The organism is Streptomyces sp. NPDC051041 (assembly GCF_044456065.1).
Classification (GTDB): domain Bacteria; phylum Actinomycetota; class Actinomycetes; order Streptomycetales; family Streptomycetaceae; genus Streptomyces; species Streptomyces glaucus.
Window position 1 is genome coordinate 1 of sequence record NZ_JBITFM010000028.1, and the last position, 26,087, is coordinate 26,087.

Annotated in this window: 18 protein-coding genes; 9 read left to right on the top strand and 9 right to left on the bottom strand. The window is 72.3% G+C overall.

Translation table 11 applies throughout. The features are described from left to right. The first annotated feature begins 497 nt into the window (after positions 1 to 497). The 5 genes from glnII to ACIBAI_RS27875 all read left to right on the top strand — a co-directional run bounded on the left by glnII (position 498) and on the right by ACIBAI_RS27875 (position 4,253). Positions 498 to 1,529 (top strand): glutamine synthetase, encoded by a 1,032-nt coding sequence (gene glnII, locus ACIBAI_RS27855; protein ID WP_399038460.1) that lies wholly within the window; start codon positions 498 to 500, stop codon positions 1,527 to 1,529. Between the two features lie 263 nt (positions 1,530 to 1,792). Further along, positions 1,793 to 1,915: a hypothetical protein gene (locus ACIBAI_RS27860; RefSeq protein WP_344605093.1), complete on the top strand. Its 123-nt coding sequence runs from the start codon at positions 1,793 to 1,795 to the stop codon at positions 1,913 to 1,915. A gap of 116 nt (positions 1,916 to 2,031) precedes the next feature. After that, positions 2,032 to 2,595 (top strand): winged helix-turn-helix domain-containing protein, encoded by a 564-nt coding sequence (locus ACIBAI_RS27865; RefSeq protein ID WP_399038462.1) that lies wholly within the window; start codon positions 2,032 to 2,034, stop codon positions 2,593 to 2,595. Between the two features lie 306 nt (positions 2,596 to 2,901). Beyond that, positions 2,902 to 3,429 (top strand): tetratricopeptide repeat protein, encoded by a 528-nt coding sequence (locus tag ACIBAI_RS27870; protein WP_399038464.1) that lies wholly within the window; start codon positions 2,902 to 2,904, stop codon positions 3,427 to 3,429. A 113-nt stretch (positions 3,430 to 3,542) separates the two neighbouring features. Continuing rightward, positions 3,543 to 4,253 (top strand): TetR/AcrR family transcriptional regulator, encoded by a 711-nt coding sequence (locus tag ACIBAI_RS27875; RefSeq protein WP_399038466.1) that lies wholly within the window; start codon positions 3,543 to 3,545, stop codon positions 4,251 to 4,253. Here ACIBAI_RS27875 and ACIBAI_RS27880 read toward each other — a convergent pair. The 7 genes from ACIBAI_RS27880 to ACIBAI_RS27910 all read right to left on the bottom strand — a co-directional run bounded on the left by ACIBAI_RS27880 (position 4,250) and on the right by ACIBAI_RS27910 (position 16,985). Then, positions 4,250 to 4,606 (bottom strand): 5-carboxymethyl-2-hydroxymuconate Delta-isomerase, encoded by a 357-nt coding sequence (locus ACIBAI_RS27880; RefSeq protein WP_399038467.1) that lies wholly within the window; start codon positions 4,604 to 4,606, stop codon positions 4,250 to 4,252. The two genes, ACIBAI_RS27875 and ACIBAI_RS27880, sit on opposite strands and share 4 nt — an antisense overlap. Before the next feature lie 28 nt (positions 4,607 to 4,634). Then, entirely contained in the window at positions 4,635 to 10,076 is a 5,442-nt protein-coding gene (gene pulA / locus ACIBAI_RS27885; RefSeq protein WP_399038469.1) for a pullulanase-type alpha-1,6-glucosidase, read from the bottom strand. A 184-nt stretch (positions 10,077 to 10,260) separates the two neighbouring features. Beyond that, positions 10,261 to 11,634: an alpha-amylase family protein gene (locus ACIBAI_RS27890; RefSeq protein ID WP_399038471.1), complete on the bottom strand. Its 1,374-nt coding sequence runs from the start codon at positions 11,632 to 11,634 to the stop codon at positions 10,261 to 10,263. 184 nt (positions 11,635 to 11,818) lie between these two features. Then, positions 11,819 to 13,513 (bottom strand): glycoside hydrolase family 13 protein, encoded by a 1,695-nt coding sequence (locus tag ACIBAI_RS27895; RefSeq protein ID WP_399038472.1) that lies wholly within the window; start codon positions 13,511 to 13,513, stop codon positions 11,819 to 11,821. Positions 13,514 to 13,685: 172 nt separating this feature from the next. Continuing rightward, positions 13,686 to 14,597 (bottom strand): sugar ABC transporter permease, encoded by a 912-nt coding sequence (locus ACIBAI_RS27900; RefSeq protein WP_399038474.1) that lies wholly within the window; start codon positions 14,595 to 14,597, stop codon positions 13,686 to 13,688. Between the two features lie 13 nt (positions 14,598 to 14,610). Next, on the bottom strand, positions 14,611 to 15,615 hold the full coding sequence (locus ACIBAI_RS27905; protein ID WP_399038476.1) for a carbohydrate ABC transporter permease: 1,005 nt from the start codon (positions 15,613 to 15,615) through the stop codon (positions 14,611 to 14,613). A gap of 101 nt (positions 15,616 to 15,716) precedes the next feature. Further along, entirely contained in the window at positions 15,717 to 16,985 is a 1,269-nt protein-coding gene (locus ACIBAI_RS27910) for an extracellular solute-binding protein (protein WP_399038477.1), read from the bottom strand. 424 nt (positions 16,986 to 17,409) lie between these two features. Between ACIBAI_RS27910 and ACIBAI_RS27915 the strand changes: the two genes are divergently transcribed. Next, positions 17,410 to 18,444: a LacI family DNA-binding transcriptional regulator gene (locus ACIBAI_RS27915; protein WP_399038479.1), complete on the top strand. Its 1,035-nt coding sequence runs from the start codon at positions 17,410 to 17,412 to the stop codon at positions 18,442 to 18,444. A gap of 168 nt (positions 18,445 to 18,612) precedes the next feature. Further along, on the top strand, positions 18,613 to 19,464 hold the full coding sequence (locus tag ACIBAI_RS27920; protein WP_399038480.1) for a phosphatase PAP2 family protein: 852 nt from the start codon (positions 18,613 to 18,615) through the stop codon (positions 19,462 to 19,464). Positions 19,465 to 19,476: 12 nt separating this feature from the next. On the opposite strand, the gene ACIBAI_RS27925 is transcribed toward ACIBAI_RS27920, so the two are convergent. Continuing rightward, positions 19,477 to 22,494: a bifunctional [glutamine synthetase] adenylyltransferase/[glutamine synthetase]-adenylyl-L-tyrosine phosphorylase gene (locus ACIBAI_RS27925; RefSeq protein WP_399038481.1), complete on the bottom strand. Its 3,018-nt coding sequence runs from the start codon at positions 22,492 to 22,494 to the stop codon at positions 19,477 to 19,479. A 226-nt stretch (positions 22,495 to 22,720) separates the two neighbouring features. Next, positions 22,721 to 23,596, bottom strand: coding sequence for a 3-methyl-2-oxobutanoate hydroxymethyltransferase (gene panB, locus ACIBAI_RS27930; RefSeq protein WP_399038483.1), 876 nt, complete (start codon positions 23,594 to 23,596; stop codon positions 22,721 to 22,723). A gap of 182 nt (positions 23,597 to 23,778) precedes the next feature. On the opposite strand from panB, the gene ACIBAI_RS27935 reads away from it, so the two are divergent. After that, positions 23,779 to 25,365: an MFS transporter gene (locus ACIBAI_RS27935; protein WP_399038485.1), complete on the top strand. Its 1,587-nt coding sequence runs from the start codon at positions 23,779 to 23,781 to the stop codon at positions 25,363 to 25,365. Positions 25,366 to 25,442: 77 nt separating this feature from the next. Further along, positions 25,443 to 26,066, top strand: a complete 624-nt coding sequence (locus ACIBAI_RS27940) for a TetR/AcrR family transcriptional regulator (protein ID WP_399038487.1) — start codon at positions 25,443 to 25,445, stop codon at positions 26,064 to 26,066. The last annotated feature ends 21 nt before the right edge of the window (positions 26,067 to 26,087 follow it).

The following is a 26,087-nucleotide window of genomic DNA, read 5'->3' on the forward strand; positions in this document are numbered from 1 at the left end:
ATCAGCCAGAACGATCAGCTGCCCTGGTCCTTCCTCGCCCACACCGGACTCACCATCCACCCACCCCCACAGAACTAACGAAAACCTCAGTAGGGACCCCTCCGCCGGGTTCCGCCGGGCGGCGCGGGACCGGGCCCCTCCCGGTGTCACCTCCTCCCGCCGCGGCCCCGGTGGCCGGGGAGCGCCGTACGGGCCGGGCGGTCCGTGCGGCGGAGGCGGCGGTCGCCGGCCGGCCCCCTCCCCCGCCCCTCCCACACCAGTCGCGGCACCGGCACGGCCGGCGCCGCCCGGACGTGTCCCCGCGCCCGCTCTCCGCGCGCTCACGCCCGCACGGCGTGAGCCGGGGCACACCACCACCGGGTAACACGGGGTTCACACATGGGCAATGGCCGGGAAATCGCCTGTTGACAGGCTGCCGGGCATCAACGCGGCGCCCCGGTGCCGCAGCGCCGCAGCACCCGCACGTGCGCCTGGACCCACCCCGAAGGATGTGGCCCGTGACCTTCAAGGCTGAGTACATCTGGATCGACGGCACCGCGCCGACGGCCAAGCTGCGTTCCAAGACGAAGATCATCGCGGGTGCCCCCGCCGGTCTCGACGCGCTGCCGATCTGGGGTTTCGACGGGTCCTCCACCAACCAGGCCGAGGGCCACGCCTCGGACTGCGTGCTCAAGCCGGTCTTCACCTGCCCGGACCCGATCCGCGGCGGCGACGACGTGCTGGTGCTGTGCGAGGTCCTCAACACGAACATGACCCCGCACCCCAGCAACACGCGGGCCGCGCTGGCCGAGGTCGCCGAGAAGTTCGCCGCCCAGGAGCCGGTCTTCGGCATCGAGCAGGAGTACACCTTCTTCAAGGACGGCTACCCGCTCGGCTTCCCCAAGGGCGGCTTCCCGGCCCCGCAGGGCGGCTACTACTGCGGCGTCGGCTCCGACGAGATCTTCGGCCGTGACGTGGTCGAGGCCCACCTGGACAACTGCCTGGCGGCGGGCCTGGGCCTGTCCGGCATCAACGCCGAGGTCATGCCCGGCCAGTGGGAGTTCCAGGTCGGCCCGCTCGCCCCGCTGGAGGTCGCCGACCAGCTGTGGGTGGCCCGCTGGCTGCTGTACCGCACCGCCGAGGACTTCGGCGTCGCCGCGACCCTCGACCCCAAGCCGGTCAAGGGCGACTGGAACGGCGCCGGTGCGCACACCAACTTCTCCACCAAGGCGATGCGCGAGTCCTACGACGCGATCATCACCGCCTGCGAGGCGCTGGGCGAGGGCTCCAAGCCGCTCGACCACGTCAAGAACTACGGCGCCGGCATCGACGACCGCCTGACCGGTCTGCACGAGACCGCCCCGTGGGACAAGTTCTCCTACGGCGTCTCCGACCGCGGCGCCTCGGTCCGCATCCCGTGGCAGGTCGAGAAGGACGGCAAGGGCTACATCGAGGACCGCCGCCCGAACGCCAACGTCGACCCGTACGTGGTGACCCGCCTGCTCGTCGACACCTGCTGCTCGGCGCTGGAGAAGGCCGGCCAGGTCTGATCCACCCACTCGCGTCCAGGGGCGCCCGCCGTCACGGCGGGCGCCCCTTCGCGTCGCCCGGTGCCCGCGTCGCCGGCCGGGCGGGCCGTGCCGGGCTGCCCCGCCCGGGGGACGGCGGTCCGGGCCCGGCGGCCACCGCCGTCCCCCGGAGCGGCGCGAACGGCCGGCGGGGTGACGTACGCGACACCCGGTTTCCCGCCGTCGGTCGTCCACGCAGTGAGAGAAGGGTCCTGCCGGCGGCGGGTGTCTGCTTCAATGGGGCCATGGCCAGCTTCCAGAAGACCTCCGCGACGGGTCGCCATGACCTCGAGCCCTTCTGGCCTTCCCGTCAGCACCACGACTTCGACCGGGTGTGTTGCCGCGCGATGAACGCGCCGGCCCTCTGAAGCCGTAATCCCGGCCTCCGGCCGGCGCGCACGTGTACGTCCTCGGCGGGCCCGACCACGAACTCGCGGCCGTCGACCTCTTTGACGAACCTCTCGCGCGAAAGAGCTGACCTCTCATGGCGACCACCCGTTCCCTGTCCACCGCCTCCCCCGCCCCCGCCTCCTCCGGCTCCCGGCACCGGCTGCGCGCCGTCGACCGGGACGAGGTCGTGACCGTCGCGGACCTGCTGCCGCCCGGCGCCACCTGGCTGCCCGCCCCGCAGCACGCCCTGCCCACCCTGCCGGGGCAGCCGCCGATGGTCGGCTACCTGGTGCTGGTCCCCGCCGACCAGCAGCCGCCGTTCCCGCCGGTCGCGGTGCCTGACCCGGCGGAGGACCCCGCCGGCGGACCGCTGATCCGCATCGATCCCGTGCAGCGCACCGCCGAGGTGGACGGCCGCGAACTCGACCTCACGTACCTGGAGTTCGAGCTGCTCGCCCACCTCGTCGCCCATCCGAACCGGGTGCACACCCGCGACCAGCTCGTCGGCACGGTGTGGGGCTACGGCCACGTCGGCGACGGCCGCACCGTCGACGTCCACGTCGCCCGCCTGCGCCGCAAGCTGGGCGCGGAGTACCGGAACACGATCCGGACCGTGCGCCGGGTCGGCTACAAGTACGTGCCGCCGGCCGGGCGTTGACGCCCCGGAAGGACGGCCGGGACCGCCGGCGCCGGCGGTCCCGGCGGCGGGTCCGCGCGACCGGCCGCCGTGGGCGGTGCGTCGCCATGGCCGTCGCCGCCGGATCCGCGGCCCGCCGGCGCCGGTACCGCCACCGCGCCCGCCGCCGGCGCACGCGTCGGTCGGGTCGGCCTCGTCCGTTCCTCCGGTCCCTGCCGACGACCTGCCGCACAAGAACCCCGTCGGGGCCCGTCATCGATACGGCTCCGGAGCGCGGAGCGCTCAAACGCCGGGACGCCGCGGACACGTCCATGCCAAGGTGATCCGATGAACCAGGACTGGGAAGATCGCGTGGCCGCCGCCTGGGCCGCCTTCGACACCTACGCCGAGCAGGACGCGGCGGCGTTCCGCGCGGTGATCGACGCGCTGGTCGCCGAACTGCCGGACGACAGTCCGCTCGGCCCGTTCGAGCGGGCCTGCGCGTGGGACTCCACGGGCCGCTCCGACAAGGCGGTCGTACTGTACCGGCAGGCGCTGGCGGGCGGGCTGGCCGAGGTCAGCCGCTACAAGGCCCGCCGCGCCAGGATCCAGCTGGCCAGCTCGCTGCGGAACACCGGACGCCCGGAGGAGGGCGTCGAGCTGCTGACGCCGGAACTGGACGCGCCCTCCGACGAGTTGGACGACGCCGTCCGCGCGACCCTCGCGCTGTGCCTGTCCGGCCTGGGCCGCGACCGCGAGGGGCTGTCGCTCGCGCTCGGCGCGCTCGCCCGTCATCTGCCGCGCTACCAGCGGTCGATGGCGAACTACGCCCGGCTGCTCGGGGCGCCGCGGGAGGGGCACCGCGCGGTCGGGTGACCGCCCGCCTCGGGCTGCCGCCGGGCCCCGGGCGGCCACCCCGCGCCGAGGCCGTGGACACCCGCGTTCATTGAGGCCCGTTCGAGGCTGGATTTGATCGGTAAGGTGTTCGCATGACTACCGGGGTGCGCCGCAGGATGGGCGTCGAGGAGCGACGGCAGCAGTTGATCGGCATCGCCCTCGAACTGTTCAGCCGCCGCTCGCCCGACGAGGTCTCCATCGACGAGATAGCGTCGGCCGCGGGCATCTCCCGCCCGCTCGTCTACCACTACTTCCCCGGCAAACTCAGCCTGTACGAAGCCGCGTTGAAGCGTGCCTCGGACGACCTCGCGGCCCGGTTCGCCGAACCGCGCCAGGGCCCGCTCGGCGCCCGGCTGCTGCGGGTGATGCACCGGTTCTTCGACTTCGTGGACGAGTACGGCCCCGGCTTCTCGGCCCTTGTGCGCGGCGGTCCGGCCGTCGGTTCCTCGGCGGCGAGCGCGCTCATCGCCTCCGTACGGCAGGCCGCGTATGACCAGATCCTTTCGCATCTGGAGGTGGCCGATCCGCCCGCGCGTCTGGAACTGGTCGTCCGGTCCTGGATCTCGCTCGCCGAGTCCACGGCGCTGATCTGGCTGGACGGGCGGCGTATCCCGCGGGCCGAGCTGGAGCGGCAGCTCGTGCACGACCTCGCGGCGCTGACGGCGGTCAGCGCCGCGTACGACGAGGAGATGGGCGCCCTGCTGCGCCGCATGCTCAGGGACGAGCCGGCCGACGGTCCGTTCGGCGACCTGGCCGGCCGGCTGACGTCCCTGGCGCCCCGGCCTCCCGGGCCGGCGGACTAGGCGTCGAACTTCCGGTAGGAGGGGTCGAGGTCGCGGACCTCGGCGGAGGCGTGCAGGGCCAGCCCCTCCCCCGGCTTCACGTACTGCCGCAGCAGGTCCAGGACCGCCTCGGTGAGCCGGGCCTTGGTCTCGTCCGTGCGGCCGGCGAGCAGACCGATGTGGACGTGCACGACGGCGTGCCCCTCGGTGTCCGGGCCGACCGTGGTGTCCTCCGTGCGGCGGAACCGCGTCTTGCACGCCGGCGGCTTCGCGGCCGCGATGTCGACGACGGCGGTGTGCAGCGCCTTCGCGAACCCGGGCCGGTCGAAGCCGTCCGCGAGCCGCTCGGAGTAGTCGACGGTGATCTGCGGCATGAGCGCTCCTGTTCTACGACGTCGGGGATCACCGTATCCGCTGGAACACCGCGACCGTACGGCCCGGCACCGCGAACGAGCCGGTGTCCGCCGCGTACGAGGAGGACTTCACCACCGGGTCCGCCCCCGCCGCCTGCACCGGGTGCAGCCGGTACCCGGCGCCGGCCGGTGCCGCGATCCGCTGCTCCTGCCGCTCGGGCGTCGCGTTGAACACCACGACGAGGTCGCCGAGGAGCATGGTGATCACGCCGGGCGTCTCCTCCTTCCCGGACAGCGGGAAGGAGAGCCGGGACTGCACCTGCTCGGCCGTGGCGAGGGAGAAGTCCTGCTCCGTCGTACGGATCCGCAGCAGGTCCCGGTACGCGGCCGAGGCGCCCCGGATCTGCTCGCAGCCCACCCGGACCGAGCTCAGCAGGGGCTTGGCGTACGGCCACTTGGCCGCGTTGTCGGCCGCCATCGGCAGTCCGCGGCCGAAGCCGTTGCCGTCGGCGCAGTCCCAGTGGACGGCGTTGAACCAGTCGCCGCTGTCGTAGGAGTTGCGGTCCAGCGACTTCGAGCGCAGCAGGTCGGTGCCGGCCTGGGAGAGGGCCGGTCCCTGGGAGAGGGCGGCCGTCGCCATGGCGAGGACCTGCATCCGGGCCCGGTCCGCCGCCGGGGTGTCCTTCGGCAGCTTGAAGGCGAGCGCGTCGAACAGCGTCTCGTTGTCGTGCGCGTCGGCGTAGGCGAGGGCGTCGCCGGGGGCGTCGGCGTATCCGGCGGGGGCGCCGTTGTAGTCGACCTGGGAGCCCTTGACCTCCTTGCCGCCGGTGTCGGTGAAGGTGTAGTCGGCGAGGTTGCCGCTCAGCCCCACCTTGATCAGGTCCTGGTAGTGCAGCAGGCGGGCCTTCTGCTCGGCCGGGGTGCCGTTGTCCGCGGCGGGGTTGGGGTCGGTGTACAGGCCGGACGCGAAGCCCTGGACGCCGGGGTCGGCGTCGAAGGGGCCGCCGCCGCGCACCGCGTCGCGGGCGCGGTCGGAGAAGGTCGCGATGCCGGTGCCGGCCATGTTCTTCTGGGTGGCCTGCTCGAAGCGGGCGTCGTCGGCGACCTCGCCGAAGTTCCAGCCCTCGCCGTACAGGATGATCCTTTTGCCGTCCACGCCGTCCTTCGCCACGGTCAGCGCGTCCAGCGCCTCGCGCACGGCGAGGATGTTGGCCTTCGGGTGGTGGCCCATCAGGTCGAAGCGGAAGCCGTCGACCTTGTACTGCCTGGCCCAGGTGACGATCGAGTCGACGACCAGCTTGCCCATCATGACGTTCTCGGGGGCGGTGTTGGCGCAGCAGGTGCTGTTCGCGACCGAGCCGTCGGCGAGCAGGCGCTGGTAGTAGCCGGGCACGATCCGGTCCAGGACGCTCGTCTCCGCCTGGCCGCCGGCCGCGGTGTGGTTGTAGACGACGTCCATGACGACCCCGAGGCCTTCTTCGTTGAGCGCCTTGACCATCTTGCGGAACTCGACCGTGCGGGCCGTGCCGTCCGGGTCGGTGGCGTACGAGCCCTCGGGGACCGTGTAGTGGTACGGGTCGTAGCCCCAGTTGTAGGCGTCCTTCGCGGCCGTCCTCGCCACGCACTCCTGCTGCCGGTCGGAGTCGGCCGGGAGGGCGGCGAGGTCGCAGCCGACGGTGGCCTGGCCGGCCTTGCGCTCGGGGACGGTGGCGATGTCGAAGGCGGGCAGGAGGTGGACGTGGGAGGTGCCCGCCTCGGCCAGTTCCCGCAGGTGCCTGGAGCCGTCGCTGTCCTTGTCGGTGAAGGCGAGGTAGGTGCCGGGGTGCCGCGCCGTGCGGTCCTCGACGGAGAAGTCCCGGATGTGCAGCTCCTGGATCTGGGCGTCCCGCAGCGGCACCGCCCTCGGCTTCTTCAGGGCCGACCAGCCGGCGGGCGCCAGCGACGGGTCGTCCAGGTCGACGACGAGGCTGCGCTCGGAGTCGGCGGTGAGGGCGACCGCGTACGGGTCGGTGACCCTGTTGGTGACGATCCGGCGGACGCTGGGCGCCCACACCGTCACGACGTACCGGTACGGCTGGTTCTTCCAGGACTTCGGGCCGGTGGCGGACCAGACGCCGGTGGTGTCGTCCCGCCGCATCCGCACGGTGGCGCCGCCGATCTCCAGGGACACCTGCCGGGCGGTCGGCGCCCACACCGCCAGCGTGGGGCGGCCGTCGCGGAAGACCGGGCCGAGCTCCGCCTTCGTCGCCCGCCCGGCGTACAGGTCGTCCAGGACGCCCGCGATCTGGACGCCCGTCGCGGCCAGCACCGCGCCGTCGGCGGTGCGCTGGGAGGCGACGACCTGGCCGCGCAGCGCCTGGCGGACCCGGTCGCGGTCGCGCGGGTCGACGGACCAGGCGGTGTGTTCCTTCAGGTGCGGGAACTTCGCCTTCTGGGCGTCGGTGAGGGCGGTCCTGGCCAGGCGGAGCCAGGAGGCGTCGCCGGTCAGGGTGCCGTCCCGCACCTCGATCGACCCGTCGCGGGAGGCGAGGAGCTGGGTGGAGGCGGCGGCCGGGGAGCCGTCCCAGACGACGGTGCCCCGGTCGATCCAGACCGCCTCGGAGGTGGTCAGGTCCAGGGCGGCGGCGGAGCCCGCGGGCTGCGGCAGCAGGTACTCCTCCTGGCCGCTCACCAGCCACACCTCGTGGCCGTGGGCCCTGAGGTCCAGCGACTGGTCGGCGGGCAGGTCCTTCTCGTCGCCCTTGTGGACGATGTAGCCGAGATGGGCGGCGCCCTCGGTGAGCGGCACCTCGAAGACCGCGCCATAGGAATCGGTCCTCACCGGGGCCAGGGGCTTCGACCAGTCGGTGGGCTCGGCGGCGCCGCCCCACACGTGCAGGCCCCAGCCGTCGTAGTCCCCGTCGGCGCGGTGGTAGTGCAGGACGGCCTTGCTCGTGTCCTGCGCCGGGTACTCGGGCCGCTCGGTCGTCACGGTCTCCTTGCCCTGCTCGATCCACACCTCGCCGGTCCTCGTGACGTCGATGCCGCGGTCGGCGGCGACGTCCTTGTTCCCGTCCTCGTCGATCACCAGGAAGCCGACGTCCGACGCGCCGGGCGCGAGCTTGACGTAGGCGAAGGCGCCGTAGGCGTCCCGGCCGATGAACGGATGGCTTTTCGGCCACTCGGTGGCCTCGCCCTCGGCGAGGTCGCCCCAGGCGTACAGGCCCCAGTCGTCGTAGTTCCCGTCGGTGCGCCTGTAGTGGACGATCGCGTAGTCGCGGGAGGCGGCGGTGGGGGGTTCCCCGGCCGGCGGGGTGCCGGTGGCGGAGGCGGCGGTGGCGCTCGCGGTGCGGCCGGCCGAGTCGATGACGACCGCCTTGTAGCGCAGGGCGGTGCCGGCGGGCACGTCCTCGCCGATGGTGTGGGTGACCTTGTAGGGGGCGTGGTCGGCGGAGCCGAGGGTGCGCCATCTGCCGTCGCCGACCTGGGCGGCGAAGACGACCCGGTGGAGCTGCCCGTCTGCCTCGCTCCCGGCTTCGCTCGAACGGGAGGCGCCGCCCACGTCCGCGGTGAGTTCGACGGTGCCGGTGGCGCCGGGCTCGGGGCCCCTGAGGGCGAGGGACGGGCCGGCGGCGGGGGCGCGGAGGCGGCCGGCCGCCTGGTAGACGACGGCCGAGCCGGCCGGGACGGTGACGGTGACCTTCCGGTCGGCGCCGGACCTCAGGTGGCCGTCGGTTCCGTGGATGCCGTCGAAGCGCATCCGGGCGGAGCCGGTCGCGAAGGTGGCCTGCTTCGCCTCGTCGGCGTTGTTGAAGGCGACGACGTACTCGGTGCCGGTGCGGGCGTCGGTGCGGGAGAAGGCGTAGACGCCGGCGCCGTCGGCCGCGTAGCGCTCGGTCTGGACGCCGTCGGCGAGGGCCGGGTGGGCCTTGCGGAGTTCGGCGAGAGCGCTGATCTGCCGGTAGAGCGGTGCTCGCGTGTCGTAGGCGTCCCGCGCGTGGGTGCGGTCGGTGCCGAGCTGGTCGTCGTCGAGGTAGTCGGCCGTGCGCGAGGCGAACATCGTCTGGCGGGCGTCCTTGTCGCCGCCCGCGCCGGTGAAGCCCTGCTCGTCGCCGTAGTAGACGACGGGGTTGCCGCGGCTGAGGAACATCAGCTCGTTGGCCAGCCGCGCCCGCTTCAGCAGCTCGGCGTCGGTGGCGTCCGGGTCGTCCTGCCTCAGGAAGGACCCGATGCGGCCCATGTCGTGGTTGCCGAGGAAGGTGACCTGCTCGTAGGCGTTGGCTTTGTCGGTCGTGTACTTGTAGTCGTCGCCGAAGACCCGGGCGAGCTTCTGCGCGCTGCCGCCCTGGGAGGCGTAGGCGCGGGCCGCGTCCTGGAAGGGGAAGTCGAGGGTGGAGTCCAGGCGGCCCTGGGTGACGTACGGGGCGGTGACGGAGGTGTCGGCGGAGTACACCTCGCCGAACATGAAGAAGTCGTCCCGTCCCCGCTCGGCCGCGTAGGCGTCGAGGGCGGTGGCCCACTGGGTCCAGAACTCCATGTTGACGTGCTTGACGGTGTCGATCCGGAAGCCGTCGATGTCGAAGTCCCGCACCCAGCGCTGGTAGATGCGTTCCATGCCCTTCACGACCTCGGGGCGCTCGGTCCACAGGTCGTCGAGCCCGGAGAAGTCGCCGTAGGTGGTCGACTCGCCGGCGTAGGTGGAGTCGCCCCGGTTGTGGTACATCGTCGGGTCGTTGAGCCAGGACGGGACCTTGAGGTCCTTCTTGGCGGCGGGGACGGCCGGGGTGCGCGGGAAGGAGTCGGCGCCGACGGCGGGGAAACGCTTCTTCCCGGCCGCGTGGTCGGCGTCGTCGAAGGGCTCGCCGTCCTCGGTCAGGTAGGGGAAGGCGCCCTTGGCGAGGTAGTCGTAGGACTTCTCCTCGTAGTCGACGACATCGGCGGTGTGGTTGGTGATGACGTCGAAGAAGACCTTCATGCCCTTGGCGTGGGCCTTGTCGATGAGGGTTTCGAGGTCCTCATTGGTGCCGAAGTGCGGGTCGACCCGGGTGAAGTCGGTGATCCAGTACCCGTGGTAGCCGGCCGAGGCGTTGCTGCCGGTGCCCTGCACGGGCTGGTTCTTGAAGATCGGGGCCAGCCAGATGGCGGTGGTCCCGAGCCCCTTGATGTAGTCGAGCCGCTCGGTCAGGCCCTTGAGGTCGCCGCCCTGGTAGAAGCCCTTGTCGGTGGGGTCGTAGCCGGTGGCCGACCGTGAGCCGGTCAGGCCGCCGCGGTCGTTGGCCGGGTCCCCGTTGGCGAAACGGTCCGGCAGGACGAAGTAGAACTGCTCGCGGGTGAGGTCGTGCCGGGCGGCGGTCCGGGCCAGCGCGGCGTCCGACGGCGGCGCGGGCGGCGCGTCGGCCCGCGCGGCGAGCGGCTGCACGAGCGTCGCCGCCAGGGCGGCCGCGGTGACGGCCGCGACCCGTCCGGCGGCTGCGGTACGGCGCGTCCCAGGCGCCGGCCATCTCGGTCTCACAGGCGTGAACTCCTTGCGCTTACGGCTTCGTCGGGTCCGGTCCCCGCGCCGCGGCACGATCTGGTCGGCTTCGTCGCCGGGCGCCCGCGCGACCGTACCTCCGTCGAAATGATTACAGCAAGGGTCGTGAAAGCAATAGAAAGAACTTTCACGACCCTGCTGTGCGTGCGGTGCTACGGCCGGCTCAGCAGCTCGGCCTGCCGACGTGGATCGCCAGCGCCGTGTTGCCGCCCAGGGTGGCGGTGAACCGGCCCGAGGAGTCGACCGTCACCGTCGTGTTGTTCTGGACGTTGCAGTACGTCCCGGCCGGCAGGGACGTCTGGTAGGTGCGGGTCAGGGCGGAGGACTCGTGGTTGATGGCCACGTAGCCCTTGGCGCCGCGCCCGAAGGCGATGGCGTCGCCGCCGTTGTCCCACCAGTTGGTGACGGCCTCGCCGCGGGTGGCGTTGCGGAAGGCGACCATCGACTTGATCTCCGGCCAGGCGTGCTGGCACTTCCAGCCGTTCTGCCAGCAGGCGGTCACCTGGCCCCCGTTCGGCGGGCCGGCGTCGGTGTCGCCGAACTCGTAGCCGGAGTTGATGTCCGGGGCCCCGTACGGCCAGGCCAGCATGAAGACGTTGGCCAGGGTGTAGTTCGCGTTGTCCTTGTAGCTGAGGGTGGAGCCGTTGCGCTCGGTGTCGTGGTTGTCGACGAAGACGCCCGCGACCGAGCTGTTCAGGTAGCCCCAGCCCTCGCCGTAGTTCTTCAGGTAGGCGAGGTTCTCGTTGGTGAAGACCCGCTTGAGGTCGTACGCGTAGCGGAACTCCTGGACGTCGCCGTTGCCGGTGTACTCGCCCGGCTGGACGGCCTCCCCGCTGCCGTAGATGACCTCCTGCTTCCAGTAGACGGACGGGTCGGTCAGGCGGGACTTGATGTCGGCCAGGTCGGCGGCGGCGATGTGCTTGGCCGCGTCGATGCGGAAGCCGTCGACGCCCAGCGAGAGCAGGTCGTTCAGGTAGCCCGCGATCTTCCCGCGGACGTAGTCCTCGCCGGTGTCGAGGTCGGCGAGGCCGACCAGCTCGCAGTTCTGGACGTTCGCCCGGTTCCGGTAGTCGGTGATCTGCGCGGTGCAGTTGTCGAAGTCGTACGACGAGTACAGGCCGGGGTAGTCGTACTTCGTGTACGGCGAGCCGCCGGTGCCGGTGCCGCTGCCCGCCGACATGTGGTTGACGACCGCGTCGACGACGACCTTGACCCCGGCCGCGTGACAGGTGTTCACCATGTTCCGGAAGGCGGTGCGGTCGCCGAGCCGGCCCGCGATCTTGTAGCTCACGGGCTGGTACGAGGTCCACCACTGCGCGCCCTGTATGTGCTCGGCGGGCGGGGAGACCTGGACGTAGCCGTAGCCCGCGGGGCCGAGGGCGGTGGTGCACTCGCGGGCGACGGAGGCGAAGTTCCACTCGAACAGGACGGCCGTGACGTCCTTGGTGCCGGGCGGGGAGGCCTGTGCGGCAGTCGGGGCCATGACAAATGCGGCCGCCGCGAGGGCGAGGGCCCCGGCAAGGGTTCTGCGTGCCATGTGGGGTTCCTTCTCCATCGAAGGCGTTCTTTCGAACGGTGTGCGGGGAGCGCAAGGCCACCCTGAAGACTCTTGCTGCAATCTTCAGAAACCTTGCGGTGACGCAGATGGTAAAGGCCCGCCGCCCGAAAGGGCAGCGGGCCGTACGGAATTCGTCGGAGAAATCCGCGGGACGGGCCGGACGTCAGGCCGTCGTCCACCACACCGTCGTGTCGCCGGGCACCTTCGCCTCGCCGGCCGCCTCGGTCACCTCACCGCTGGCGAGCAGCACCCGTCCGTACGCCGGCACCGCCACCGACTCCCCGGTGGTGTTGGCCACGCACACGAACTCCCCGCGCCGGAAGGCCAGCACGCCCTCGGGCGCCCGCAGCCACTCCACCGCGTCGCCCGCGCCCAGGTCGGGCTGCTCGCGGCGCACGGCCAGCGCGGCCCGGTACAGCTCCAGCGTCGAGCCGGGCACCCCGGTCTGCGCCTCGACGCTCAGCTCGCCCCACTCCTTCGGCTGCGGCAGCCAGCTGCCCCCGTCGCCGAAGCCGTACGACGGCCCGGTGCGCGTCCACGGGATCGGCACCCGGCAGCCGTCGCGGAAGCCGTCCTGGCCCGCGCCGCGGAAGTACGCCGGGTCCTGGCGCACCTCGTCGGGCAGGTCGACCACGTCCGGCAGGCCCAGCTCCTCGCCCTGGTAGAGGTACGCGGAGCCGGGCAGCGCCAGCATGAGCAGGGTCGCGGCCCGGGCCCGGCGCAGGCCCAGCTCGCGGTCGCCGGCCAGGCGGATCTGGGTGCCGAGGCCGGGCGGGTTGGCGAAGCGGGTGGCGTGCCGGGTGACGTCGTGGTTGGACAGCACCCAGGTGGCGGGGGCGCCGACCGGGCGCATCGCCTCCAGGGTGCGGTCGATGACCTCGCGCAGCTCCTTCGCGTCCCAGTGGGTGCTCAGGTACTGGAAGTTGAAGGCCTGGTGCAGTTCGTCGGGGCGGACGTAGTTCGCGGTGCGCTCGATGGTGGGGGTCCACGCCTCGGCGACGAAGATGCGGTCGCCCGCGTACTCGTCGAGGATCAGGCGCCACTGCCGGTAGATCTCGTGCACGCCGTCCTGGTCGAAGAACGGCATGACATCGTTGCCCAGCAGCTTCACCTGGTCGTGGGAGCCGATGTCGGGCAGCCCCTCGGCCTTCACCAGCCCGTGCGCGACGTCGATGCGGAAACCGTCGACGCCCATGTCCAGCCAGAACCGCAGGATCGAGCGGAACTCGTCGCCGACGGCCGGGTGCTCCCAGTTGAAGTCGGGCTGCTCGGGCGCGAAGAGGTGCAGGTACCACTCGCCGGGCGTGCCGTCCGGCTCGGTGACCCGCGTCCAGGCGGGTCCGCCGAAGATGGACTCCCAGTCGTTGGGCGGGAGCTCGCCGTCGCGTCCCCGGCCGGGGCGGAAGTGGTAGCGCTCCCGCAGCGGCGAGCCGGGGCCCTCGGCGAGTGCCCGCCGGAACCACTCGTGCTGGTCGGAGGAGTGGTTGGGGACCAGGTCGACGATGATCCTGAGGCCCAGTCCGTGGGCGTCGCGGATCAGCGCGTCCGCGTCGAGCAGGGTGCCGAACATGGGGTCGACGGCCCGGTAGTCGGCGACGTCGTAGCCGGCGTCGGCCTGCGGCGAGGCGTAGAAGGGGCTGAGCCACACGGCGTCCACGCCGAGGTCGCGCAGGTACGGCAGGCGGGAGCGTACGCCCTCCAGGTCGCCCATGCCGTCGCCGTTGCCGTCGGCGAAGCTGCGCGGGTACACCTGGTAGATCACCGCGTCCCGCCACCAGTCACGGCGCTTGGCGACGGTGGCGACAGCCGGTGCGGTCAGGGGGCCGGGGGCCGGGGCTGCGGAGTGCTGCTGGCTCATGTCGTCCTTGATACGTAACGGGATCGGGTCGGGTAGGCGTGGGGTACGGCGATGGGGTGACGAGGCGGCCGCGGTGCCGGCGGGGTCGGGCGGTCCCCCGGCTCGGAGTGCCGGGGGAGGACACCGCGGCCGCCACCCGCGCGGTCGGGCGCGGGGGTCCGGGTCCGGGGCGTCAGCCCTTCGTGCCGCCCGCGGTGAGGCCGGCCACCAGGTTCTTCTGCACGAGGTAGAAGAACGCGGAGACGGGTATCGCGATCAGGACCGCGGTGGCGGCCATGAGGTTGCGCTGCGCGTCGTGCTCGCTGACGAAGCTCTGCAGGCCGACGGCGAGCGTGTACTTCTGGTCGTCGAGCATGAACGTGGTGGCGAAGGCGACCTCGCCGAACGCGGTGATGAAGCTGTAGAACGCGGCGACCGCCAGCCCCGGCTTGGCGAGCGGCAGGATCAGCCGCGCGAACGTGCCGAAGGGGGTCAGCCCGTCGACGCGTCCGGCCTCGTCGATCTCGAACGGGATGGTGTCGAAGTAGCCCTTGAGCAGCCAGGCGCAGTACGGCACCGCCGTCGAGCAGTAGACGAGGACGAGACCGAGGTAGCTGTCGACGAGCCGGAGCTCGGACAGGATCTGGTACATCGGCACCATCAGGACGGCCACCGGGAACATCTGGGTCACCAGGAGCACCCACATGAACTTCCGGTATCCCGGGAAGCGCATGCGGGAGACCGCGTAGCCGGTGGTGGCGGCGACCAGGACGCCGATGGCCGTGGTGCCGAGCGAGACGATCAGCGAGCTCTTCAGCCAGTCGAAGAAGTTCGTCTCCTGCAGGACGAAGGCGTAGTTGTCGAGCGTCATCTTGCCCCAGATGCGCCCGGGGTGCAGGTAGTCGTCCTTGTCCGGGCCGAGGGACAGAAAGACCAGCCAGGCGACCGGGAAGAGCGCGATGACGCTGCCCAGGATCAGGACGCCGTGGGAGGTGAGGGACCCGAGCGGGCTGCGCTCGCCGCGCCGGCGCACCCTGCGCGGCGGGGCGGCGGCGGAGCTGTGCCCGGTCACCGCGGCGGAGGTCTCGACGGTGGTCGTGCTCATGGGGACTCCTGCCTCAGATCGCGAGCTGCTGCTCGTCGCGGTTCAGCCAGCGGCGGTAGAAGGAGGTGAAGACGATCAGGATGGCCAGCAGCAGGATGCCGTAGGCCGCGGACTGCGCGAAGTCGCGCGGCTGCTGCCCGAAGCCCAGGAAGTACGCCCAGGTCACCAGGATGTCGGCGTCCGGGGCGGTGCCGCCGAACAGCAGGAAGATGATGGCGAACTGGTTGAAGGTCCAGATGACGCCGAGGAGGACGACGGTGGAGCTGACGGACCTCAGGCCGGGCAGGGTGACGTACCGGAACCGCTGCCAGGCGTTCGCGCCGTCCATCTCGGCGGCCTCGTAGAGGGTCGTGTCGATGGACTGCAGTCCGCCGAGCAGCGAGACCATCATGAACGGCACGCCGCACCAGGTGTTGACCATGATCGCGGCGAACCGCTGCCAGAAGGTGTCCTCCAGCCACAGCGGCGTCGGCAGGTGCAGCGCCTCCAGGCCGGAGTTGATGACGCCGCCGTCGGCGAGCATGAAGCGCCAGCCGAAGACGGTGACGAAGGTCGGCACGGCCCACGGCAGGATCAGGATCAGCCGGTAGAAGGTGCGGCCGCGCAGCTTCTGGTTGAGCAGCAGGGCGAGGCCGAGGCCGATCCCGTAGTGCAGGGTGACGCAGGCCGCCGTCCACACGATCGTCCAGACGAAGTGCGACCAGAACCGTTCGTAGGCCGTCGGGCCCCACAGGATGTCGGCGTAGTTGTCGAGGCCGATGAACTTGTAGGTGGCCTCGATCTCGTTGACGCCGATCGTGCGGGCGGTGTTCAGGCTGTTGGCGTCGGTGAGCGTGAGGTAGAAGCCGTACGCCAGGGGGTACAGGACGATGACCCCGAGGACGACCGCCACCGGGGCGATCATCGCGTAGGCGTACCAGTGCCTCTGGTAGCTGTGCTTCAGGCGGCGGCCCGGCCCGGGCCGCGGGGCGCGCTCCCCGCGGCGCTTGCCGGTCGCGCGGTCGATGGCGACTGTCATGGTTCGACAACCTTCTCGGAGTCCTGCGGATCAAGGGGTACGGCACACAGTCCGGCGGCCGCCGGATGCCTCCCCCGGGGGATCCGACGGCCGCGTACGGCCTACTTGCCGAAGTCCGGCACCAGCTTGGCGATGGCGGCCTCGGCGTCGCCCAGGCCCTTGTCGAGGGACTTCCTGCCGCCCGCGATCGCGTTCAGCTCGGTGTCCAGCGGGCTCCACAGGGAGCTGTACTCGGGCAGCTCCGGGCGCGGCCGGGCGGCGGAGAGCACGTCCTGGTAGCCGGCGATGCCCGGGTCGGAGGTGACCTTCGCCGTGTAGGCGTCGTCGCGCGTCGGCAGCGTGGAGTTCTTCAGGGCGATGGTCTCCTGGGCCTTCGCCGAGGTCATGAACTTCACGAACGTCAGCGCGGCCTTCTGGTGCGCCTCGTCGGAGCCGGCGTACACGGAGAGGTTGTGGCCGCCGGTCGGGGCGCCCGCCTTGCCGGAGGAGCCGGCCGGGACGGTGGCGATGCCGAGGTTGCCCTTGTCCTCGAAGGCCGAGCCCTTGTAGAAGTTCGTGATCTCCCACGGGCCCTGGATGATCGAGGCGACCTTGCCGCTGACGAACGCCTCCTGGATGTGGGCGTAGGCGTCGGCGGTGGTGTCGGCCTTGTGCAGGCCCTTGCCGTCGAACAGGCTCTGCCAGGTGGCGTAGGCCTTCCTGGCCGCGGGCGAGGTGACGGTGATCTTCTTGGCGTCGACGTCGACGGTGTCGGTGCCCTCGCCGTGCAGGAAGGGCTGGGCGTAGTAGCCCTGGGTGGAGCCCCAGTAGCCGTCGACGCCGGTCTTGTCCTTGATGGTGGCGGCGGCCTTCTTCAGCTCGTCCCAGGTCCTGGGGACCTCGACGCCGGCCTTCTCGAAGAGCTCCTTGTTGTAGACCAGGGCGAGGGTGTCCGTGGTGAACGGCACGCCGTAGACCTTGCCCTCGTACTTGGCCTGCTGGATCAGGTTCGGACGGAACTCGTCCTGCTCGGCGAGGGCCTCGGTGCCGTCCAGCGGCAGGAAGAAGCCCTTCTTGGCGAAGGCGGGGGTCCAGCCGACCTCGGAGCGCAGCACGTCCGGGGCGCCCTTGGAACCCGCGGCGGTGTCGAACTTGTTCTGCGCCTGGTCGAAGGGGACGTTGACGTACTTGACCTTGATGCCCTCGTGGGCGGCCTCGAACTCCTTCACCAGGGCCTTGTAGGTCGGCGCCTCGTTCGTCGCGTTGGAGGTGTCCCACCAGGTGATGGTGACCGGACCGGCCGTGTCCCCGCTGTCGCCGTCTCCGCCGCACGCCGTCGCCGCGAGGGCGAGGGACGCCACCAGCGCGGTGGCCGCTATGCCACGCCGCATGAGTTCTCCTTGAGGGTGAAAGCCCGTGTGGTGCAGGAGGCGGCCCCGTCTGCCGCCCCTGCCGACTTGCCGACCGCGCCGTTGCCGCCGCCGGGCGACGTGAACGTAACAGCGATGTAAGCGCTGCGAAAGACCTTGCAGAAAAAAAGTGCAAGGCTTCTCCGAAGTTATCCGGGCGTGACCGGTTGTCGATCGACGTGAGACCCTTGTTCTTCCGGGCTGAACGGGCGCGGACGGTGGTGTGCAAGACTCTGCAAGCTCTTGCCACGCGATTCCGGCGCGGGAGACCATCCGTTGCGGGCCGGACACCGATCGACCATCACAAGGGGACGCAATGACGCAGCAACCCACAGCGGGCCGGGCCGCCCGCATCCGGCGTCCGATTGGTGCGCAAGGCGACATACGGCCGGTACAGTCCGGTGGCGTGACCACACGGCTTGCCGACATCGCTGCTCAGGCGGGGGTGAGCGAAGCGACCGTCAGCCGCGTCCTCAACGGGAAGCCGGGCGTCGCCGCCACCACCCGCCAGTCCGTGCTGGCCGCCCTCGACGTGCTGGGCTACGAGCGCCCGGTACGGCTGCGGCAACGCAGCGAGGGCCTGGTGGGCCTGATCACCCCGGAGCTGGAGAACCCGATATTCCCGGCCCTGGCCCAGGTCATCGGCCAGGCGCTGACCCGGCAGGGCTACACGCCCGTGCTGGCCACCCAGACGCCGGGCGGGTCGACGGAGGACGAGCTGACGGAGATGCTCGTGGACCGCGGGGTGGCCGGCATCATCTACGTCTCCGGACTGCACGCCGACACCACCGCCGACATGTCCCGCTACGACCGGCTGCGCGCCCAGGGCGTGCCGTACGTGCTGGTGGACGGTTTCTCGCCGAAGGTGCAGGCCCCGTTCATCTCCCCCGACGACCGGGCGGCGATGGCGCTGGCGGTGACCCACCTGGTGTCCCTCGGCCACACCCGGATCGGCCTGGCGCTCGGCCCGAAGCGGTTCGTGCCGGTGCAGCGCAAGATCGAGGGCTTCGTCCGCAGCATGCGGGACCAGCTGGGCCTGACCGCCCGGACGGTGGAGGAGGAGCTGGTCCAGCACTCCCTCTACACCCTGGAGGGCGGCCAGGCGGCGGCCGCGGCGCTGATCGAGCGCGACTGCACGGCGGTGGTGTGCGCCAGCGACATGATGGCGCTGGGCGCGATACGCGCGGCCCGGCAGCGCGGCCTGGACGTGCCGAAGGACATCTCGGTGGTCGGCTTCGACGACTCCCCGCTGATCGCCTTCACCGACCCGCCCCTGACCACGATCCGCAAGCCGGTCCCGGCGATGGGCCAGGCGGCCGTGCGGACGCTGCTGGAGGAGATCGGCGGGACGCCCGCCCCGCACAGCGAGTTCGTGTTCATGCCGGAGCTGGTGGTGCGCGGTTCGACCGCCTCGGCGCCGGGCGACCGCGGCCGCGCCTGAGCCGCCCGGCCGGGTCCGCGCGGCGGCTCCTCCTCAGGTCGGAGAGGCCTCGTCCCGGGCCGTGCGCGAGGAGGAGGGCGGGCGCCTGTGCCCGGCGTAGGGCGTGCGGTCCGGACCGGACCGGGGGATGATCGGGGCAGGAGCGCTTTTCTGGCAGACTCTGTGCCCATGGACAGCACCGTGACGACACCGGGAGGCCGGAAACCGGCCGTTCCGCACCCCGTCGCGGAGGATGCGGGGCGGGGGGTCCTGCGCCGGCTGCGCAGCCCGCGCCGGCCGCGTCTGTGGTTCGAGATCCTGCTGATCGTGGTGAGTTACTGGACGTACTCGCTGATCCGCAACGCCGTCCCCGAGCAGAAGGCCGAGGCGCTGCGCAACGCCGACTGGATCTGGCGGGTCGAGCACCAACTCGGCATCGCCGTCGAGGAGTCGGTCAACCACGCGGTGAACTCGGTGACCTGGCTCATAGTCGGCATGAACTACTACTACGCCACGCTGCACTTCGTGGTGACGCTGGGCGTGCTGATATGGCTGTACCGCGGGCATCCCGGGCGGTACGCGGCGACGCGGCTGGTGCTGTTCGCGACCACGGGTGTCGCCCTGGCCGGTTACTACCTGTTCCCGCTCGCCCCGCCCCGGCTGATGGACGGCGGCGTCTTCATCGACACGGTCCGGGTCCACCAGACCTGGGGCTCGATGGCGTCCGGCGACCTGAAGAACATGTCGAACCAGTACGCCGCGATGCCGTCGATGCACATCGGGTGGTCGCTGTGGTGCGGCCTGACGATCTTCGCGCTGGCCACGGTCCCCTGGGCCCGGGTCCTGGGCGCGCTCTACCCGGTGGCCACGCTGGTGGTCATCGTCGCCACCGCCAACCACTTCTGGCTGGACGCGGTCGGCGGCGTGCTCTGCCTCGCCTTCGGCTTCGCGGTGACGGCGCTGTGGTACGGCAGCCTGCCGTACGCCCTGCCCCGGCTGGTCCCGGCGGGCGGCGGGCCGCTGCTGCCGTCGAGGGCGTAACCCCGGCGGGGCCTACCGCTCCGCCGCCCCGTAGAACAGCTCCTCCACCACGGCCCGCGCCCGGCGCGTCGTACGCCGGTAGGCGTCGAGCATGTCGCCCGCGTGCCCGGGGCCGTAGCCGAGGTAGCGGCCCACCGCGGCCAGCTCGCGGCCGTCGGGGGGGAAGGTGTCACCGGCCCGGCCGCGCACCAGCATCACCGCGTTGCGGACCCGGGTGGCCAGCACCCACGCCTCGTCGAGGATCGCCGCGTCCTCCTCGCCCACGAGACCGGCCGCGCGGGCGGCGGCGAGGGCCTCGCGGGTGCGGGTGGTGCGCAGGCCCGGCTCGGCCGCGCCGTGCCGCAGCTGCATCAGCTGCACCGTCCACTCGACGTCGGACAGGCCGCCGGGCCCCAGCTTGGTGTGCAGCCTGGGGTCGGCGCCGCGCGGCAGCCGCTCGGACTCCATGCGGGCCTTCAGCCGCCGGATCTCGCGCACGGCGTCGTCGCCGAGCCCGTCCGCCGGGTACCGCAGCGGGTCGATCAGCTCGATGAAGCGGCGGCCCAGGTCCTCGTCCCCGGCGACGAACTCGGCCCGCAGCAGCGCGTGCGACTCCCACACCAGCGACCAGCGGCGGTAGTAGGCCGCGTACGACTTCAGGGTGCGCACCAGCGGACCGGACCTGCCCTCCGGGCGCAGGTCGGCGTCGATCAGCAGCGGCGGGTCGGAGCTGGGCAGCTGCAGCAGGCGGCGCATCTCGGCGACGACCCGGTTCGCGGCGTCGGCGGCCTCCCGCTCGCCGGCCCCCTCCCGCGGCTCGTGCACGAAGATCACGTCGGCGTCGGAGCCGTAGCCCAGCTCGTGGCCGCCGAAGCGGCCCATGCCGATGATCGCGAACCGGGTGGGCAGGGTGTCGCCCCACGTGTCGCGGACCACCGCGCGCAGCGTGCCGGCCAGGGTGGCCGCCGTCAGGTCGGAGATCGCGCCGCCGACCCGGTCGACGAGGGCGCCCGGGTCGGCCTCGGCCGAGTGGGTCTCGGTGCCGTAGGAGCCGATGATGTCGGCGGCGGCCGTGCGGAACAGTTCGCGGCGCCGCACGCCGCGGGCCGCCCGCACGGCCTGCGCGGCGTCGTCGGCGCGGCCGACCGCGGCCAGGATCTCCTGCTCCAGCGGGGCGCGGCCGCGGGGGGTGAGCCCCCCGCCGTCGCCGTCGCCGAGCAGCGCCACGGCCTCCGGCGCCCGCAGGAGCAGGTCGGGGGCGAGCCGGCCGGCGGACAGCACCCGGGCGAGGTTCTCGGCCGCCGCGCCCTCGTCCCGCAGCAGCCGCAGGTACCAGGGGGTCTTGCCGAGCGCGTCGGAGACCTTGCGGAAGTTGAGCAGGCCCGCGTCGGGGTCGGCGGAGTCGGCGAACCAGCCGAGCAGGACGGGCAGCAGGGTGCGCTGGATGGCGGCCTTGCGGGAGACGCCGGAGGCCAGCGCCTCCAGGTGCCGCAGCGCCGCGGCCGGGTCGGCGTAGCCGAGCGCCACCAGCCGCTCCCGCGCCGCCTCGGGGCTGAGCCGGGCCTCGCCGGGGGCGAGCTGGGCGACCGCGTCGAGCAGCGGGCGGTAGAAGAGCTTCTCGTGCAGCCGGCGCACGGCGGCGGCGTGCCGCCGCCACTCGCGGACCAGCCCGGCGACCGGGTCGGTGCGCAGGCCGAGGGAGCGGCCGACGCGGCGCAGGTCGGCCTCGTCCTCGGGGACCAGGTGGGTGCGGCGCAGCCGGAACAGCTGGATGCGGTGCTCCATGGAGCGCAGGAAGCGGTAGGCCTCGTCGAGCCGGGCGGCGTCGGCGCGGCCGACGTAGCCGCCGGCGGCGAGCGCCTCCAGGGCGTCGAGGGTGGTGCCGCTGCGCAGGGACGCGTCGGCCCGCCCGTGCACCAGTTGCAGCAGCTGCACCGCGAACTCGACGTCCCTCAGACCGCCCGGCCCGAGCTTCAGCTGCCGGTCGACCTCGGCGGCCGGGATGTTCTCCACCACCCGGCGGCGCATCTTCTGCACGTCGGCGACGAAGTTCTCCCGCTCGGCCGCCTGCCACACCAGCGGCCCGACGGCGGCGAGGTACTCCTCCCCCAGCTCCGGGTCCCCCGCCACCGGGCGGGCCTTGAGCAGCGCCTGGAACTCCCAGGTCTTGGCCCAGCGCTGGTAGTAGGCGAGGTGGCTGCTGAGCGTGCGCACCAGGGGGCCGTTCCTGCCCTCGGGCCGCAGGTTGGCGTCGACCGGCCAGATCGAGCCCTCGACGGTCGTCTCGGAGCAGATCCGCATCAGGTGCGAGGCCAGCCGGGTCGCGGCGCGCAGCGCCTCGCCCTCGTCGGCGTCCGCGCCGTTCCCGGCGGACTCGCCGACGAAGATCACGTCCACGTCGGAGACGTAGTTCAGCTCGTGGCCGCCGCACTTGCCCATCGCGATCACCGCGAGCCGGCACCGCGCGGCGTCCTCGGGCGCGGCGGCCTCGGCGAGGCGGAGGGCGGCGCGCAGGGTGGCGGTGGCGAGGTCGGCCAGCTCGGCGGCGGTCTGGGCGACGTCGGTGGTGCCGCACACGTCCCGGGCGGCGATGGACAGCAGGCAGCGCCGGTAGGCGACCCGGAGGGAGACGGGGTCGTCGGCCCCGGCCAGGCCCCGCTCGAACTCCGCCACGCCGGGGTGCAGGTCGTGCGGCTCGTAGGTGACCAGCGCGCGCCAGTCGCCGGGGTGCCGGGCGAGGTGGTCGGCGAGCGCGGCGGAGGCGCCGAGCACGCCGAGCAGGCGGTCGCGCAGCGGCTTGGCCGCGATCAGCGTGTCGAGCAGTTCCCGGCGGGCGGTGGGGCCGGGCTGGGCTTCGAGCAGGCGGACCAGGCCGTGCAGGGCGAGGTCGGGGTCGGCGGTGGCGCCGAGCGCGTCGAGCAGCACCGGGTCGGCGCGGACCGGGGTCAGCTCGGCGCTCTCCAGGAGCCGCTCGGCGGCCGAGGCATCGGTGAAGCCGTGCCGCAGCAGTCGCGTGAAGGTGCTGCTCCTGCGCCCCGGCGCCGCGGTCATCCCGGCCTCCTGTCCGATCGTCGGATCAAGGTCGTACGCGCTCGAGCCTAACCGGAGAGCCGCCGGCCGGTGCCGCCGAGTTCCGCCCGGGCGCGGTGGGCGGCGCGGTCCGCCCGGGCGCGCGCGGGGGGCGGCGCGGTCCGCGCGGGCGGGGCCGGTCCGCGCGGAGCGCGCGAAGCCCCGCCGACGGGGGACGGTCGGCGGGGCTGTCGTGCGCCGCGGTGGCTCAGTGGACGGAGTGCTCCTCCTGCGGGAACGTCCCGCCGACCACGTCCTCGGCGAACGCCTTCGCCGCGTCGCCCATGACCTGGCGCAGGTTCGCGTACTGCTTGACGAACTTCGGGACCCGGCCGCCGGTCAGCCCGAGCATGTCGGTCCACACCAGCACCTGGGCGTCCGTCTCGGGACCCGCGCCGATGCCGACCGTCGGGATGTGCAGCACGCGCGTCACCTCGGCGGCCAGTTCCGCCGGGACCAGCTCCAGGACGACCGCGAAGGCGCCGGCGTCCTGGACGGCCTTGGCGTCGCGCAGCAGCTGCTGGGCGGCCTCCTCGCCGCGGCCCTGGACGCGGTAGCCCATGGCGTGGACGGACTGCGGGGTGAGGCCGATGTGGGCCATCACCGGGATGCCGGACTCCACCAGCAGCCGGATCTGGTCGTGCGAGCGCTCGCCGCCCTCCAGCTTGACGGCCCCGGCCCCGGCCTCCTTCACCAGCCGGGTCGCCGAGCGCAGCGCCTGCACCGGGCCCTCCTGGTAGGAGCCGAAGGGCAGGTCGGCGACGATCAGGGAGCGCCTGGTGCCGCGGACGACCGCGGCGGAGAGCATGGTCATCTCGTCGAGGGTGACGGGCACGGTCGTGTCGTACCCGAGGTGGCAGTTGCCCGCCGAGTCGCCGACCAGGATCACCGGGATGCCGGCCTCGTCGAACACGGACGCGGTCATCGCGTCGTACGCGGTGAGCATGGGCCACTTCTCGCCGCGCTCCTTGGCGGCGGCGATGTCGCGGACGGTGATGCGGCGGGTGCCCTTGCCCCCGTACAGCGCCTTGCTGCCGTCGGAGGACTTGTTCGGGACAGTCTGGGCAGCCGAAAGCTGCGTCATGGCAACGGCTCCTAACACGTCATCTCGAAGCGCCCTGACGGCGTCTCCGGATCCCCTCCATGGTGGCACCTCGTGCCGGGGACGGCCAGGGGGCCCCGCCGCGCCGGGTCGGGCGTAAGAGCCCGGTAAAAGATTTTCGATACGGCACGGTCTCGTATCGTAAGTCGCCTACGCTCGGCCGCATGACGACCTCTCCCCCCGCCCCACGCATACCCGAGGCGGTGCACCGGCGCCGCTGGGCGATCCTCGGCGTCCTGATGCTGAGCCTGCTGATCGTGGTCCTGGACAACTCGATCCTGAACGTCGCGATCAAGACCATCTCGACCCCCGCCCCGACCGGTCTGGGCGCCACCCAGAGCGAGCTGGAGTGGGCGATCAACTCCTACACCCTCGTCTTCGCCGGCCTGCTGTTCTCCGCCGGCCTCCTCGGCGACCGGCTGGGCCGCAAGAAGGTGCTGCTCGGCGGGATCGCCGTGTTCGGCGCCGGCTCCGCGCTCGCCGCCTTCTCCGGCTCGCCGGGCGAGCTGATCGCCTTCCGGGCGGTGATGGGCCTCGGCGCCGCGTTCGTCATGCCCGCCACCCTCGCCGTCCTCATGAACGTCTTCGAGCGCGAGGAGCAGCCCAAGGCCATCGGCATCTGGGCCGGCGGCGTCGGCCTCGCCATCGCCATCGGCCCGATCACCGGCGGGCTGCTCCTGGACCACTTCTGGTGGGGCTCGGTCTTCCTGGTCAACGTGCCGATCGTGCTGCTCGCGATCGCGCTGATGCTGTGGCTGGTGCCCGACTCCCGCGACCCGGCCCCCGGCCGGATCGACCCGGTGGGCGTCGTGCTGTCCGTCGTCGGGCTGGTCCTGCTGGTGTACGGCATCATCAGGGGCGGCGAGCTCGCCGACTTCACGGACGTCACCGTGCTCACCACGATCGGCGCCGGACTCGCCGTCCTGGTCGCCTTCGTCGTCCACGAGAAGCGCAGCGACCACCCCTCGCTCGACGTCACGTACTTCCGCAACAAGGTCTTCTCGGCCGCGATCGCCGCGATCGCGCTGGTCTTCTTCGCGCTGATGGGCGTGACCTTCTTCTCGGTCTTCTACACGCAGAGCGTGCGCGGCTACTCGCCGCTCCAGACCGGTCTGCTGATGCTGCCGCTGGCCGCCGCGCAGCTGGTCTTCGCGCCGCGGGCCCGGCTGCTCGTCGACCGCTTCGGCAACCGGGCCACGACGGCGGCCGGCATGGCGGTCGTCGCCGCGACGCTGGCGGCGTTCGCCACGCTGGACGCGGACACCCCGATCTGGCTCCTGGAAGTGATCTTCTTCCTCATGGGCGCCGGCATGGCGCACATCATGACCCCGGTCAGCGTCGTCATCATGCAGGCCCTGCCCCGCGAGAAGGCCGGCTCGGCCTCCGCGCTCAGCAACACCTTCCGCCAGGTCGGCGGCGCCCTCGGCATCGCCGTCCTCGGCTCGGTGCTGTCGACCGCGTACCGCAACGGCATCGAGGACGAGCTGGGCGCGCTGCCGGCGGGCCTGCGCCACACCGCGGGCGAGTCCATCGAGGCCACGCTCGGCGTCGCCGACCGGCTCGGCCCCCGGGGCGGGGAGCTGGTGGGCCCGGCCCACGACGCGTTCCTGCACGCGATGCACGTCACCGCGCTGTGGGGGGCGGGGATCGCGGTGATCGGCGTGGTCGTGGTGGCCCTGTTCCTGCCGGGGCGGACGCCGGACCGCCGGACGGGCGACCGGGAGCAGGAGTTGGTGCCGGCGGCGGAGTAGCGCCGCCGCCGGCCGGGGAGAGCACCGGGAGAGCAGCGGGGAGAATCGTCCCAGCACAGGGAAAGGACGCACGCGACGTGAGCCTCACCGACAGCCGCACCGGGCACGACGACGGACCCGCGCGGGGCCGCCCCCGCAGCGAGGCCGTCGAGCGGGCCATCATCGAGGGCGTGATGAAGCTCCTGGAGGAGGGCGTCTCCCTCGCGGAGCTGTCCATCGAGCGGATCGCCCGCACCGCCGGCGTCGGCAAGGCCACCATCTACCGCCGCTGGCGCGGCAAGGAGGAGCTCTTCGTCGACGTCGTGCGCGCCGCGGAGCCCCCGGATCCCGAACTCCCCGGCACCTGCCTGCGCGACGACCTGGTCGTCCTGCTGGAGTCCCTGCGGCAGCGGGGGCTGGCCAACCGCTCGTCGGCGATCCTGCACAGCGTCCACGCCCAGATGAAGTCCAGCCCGAAGCTGTGGGCCGCCTACCACCACACGGTCGTCGAGCCGCGCCGCCGGCTCGGTGTCGCGGTGCTGCGCCGCGGGCAGGCCGACGGCGAACTCCGCGCCGACGTCGACGTGGAGCTGATGAACGACATGGTCATCGGCCCCATGCTGGTGCGCGCCATACTGCGCCCGGACGCCGAGCTGTCCGACGGCCTCGCCGAGCGGATCGTCGACACGCTGCTGGACGGGCTGCGCCCGCCGGGGAACTGACCTGCGGTCAATGTGCGCTTT

Coding starts and splice junctions, on each gene's coding strand:
- ACIBAI_RS27900 (WP_399038474.1), bottom strand. CDS start 14,597: ATGAGCACGACCACCGTCGAGACCTCCGCCGCGGTGACCGGGCACAGC.
- ACIBAI_RS27890 (WP_399038471.1), bottom strand. CDS start 11,634: ATGGCACGCAGAACCCTTGCCGGGGCCCTCGCCCTCGCGGCGGCCGCA.
- ACIBAI_RS27935 (WP_399038485.1), top strand. CDS start 23,779: ATGACGACCTCTCCCCCCGCCCCACGCATACCCGAGGCGGTGCACCGG.
- ACIBAI_RS27865 (WP_399038462.1), top strand. CDS start 2,032: ATGGCGACCACCCGTTCCCTGTCCACCGCCTCCCCCGCCCCCGCCTCC.
- ACIBAI_RS27875 (WP_399038466.1), top strand. CDS start 3,543: ATGACTACCGGGGTGCGCCGCAGGATGGGCGTCGAGGAGCGACGGCAG.
- ACIBAI_RS27880 (WP_399038467.1), bottom strand. CDS start 4,606: ATGCCGCAGATCACCGTCGACTACTCCGAGCGGCTCGCGGACGGCTTC.
- ACIBAI_RS27920 (WP_399038480.1), top strand. CDS start 18,613: ATGGACAGCACCGTGACGACACCGGGAGGCCGGAAACCGGCCGTTCCG.
- ACIBAI_RS27925 (WP_399038481.1), bottom strand. CDS start 22,494: ATGACCGCGGCGCCGGGGCGCAGGAGCAGCACCTTCACGCGACTGCTG.
- panB (WP_399038483.1), bottom strand. CDS start 23,596: ATGACGCAGCTTTCGGCTGCCCAGACTGTCCCGAACAAGTCCTCCGAC.
- ACIBAI_RS27860 (WP_344605093.1), top strand. CDS start 1,793: ATGGCCAGCTTCCAGAAGACCTCCGCGACGGGTCGCCATGACCTCGAG.
- ACIBAI_RS27905 (WP_399038476.1), bottom strand. CDS start 15,615: ATGACAGTCGCCATCGACCGCGCGACCGGCAAGCGCCGCGGGGAGCGC.
- ACIBAI_RS27870 (WP_399038464.1), top strand. CDS start 2,902: ATGAACCAGGACTGGGAAGATCGCGTGGCCGCCGCCTGGGCCGCCTTC.
- ACIBAI_RS27895 (WP_399038472.1), bottom strand. CDS start 13,513: ATGAGCCAGCAGCACTCCGCAGCCCCGGCCCCCGGCCCCCTGACCGCA.
- ACIBAI_RS27910 (WP_399038477.1), bottom strand. CDS start 16,985: ATGCGGCGTGGCATAGCGGCCACCGCGCTGGTGGCGTCCCTCGCCCTC.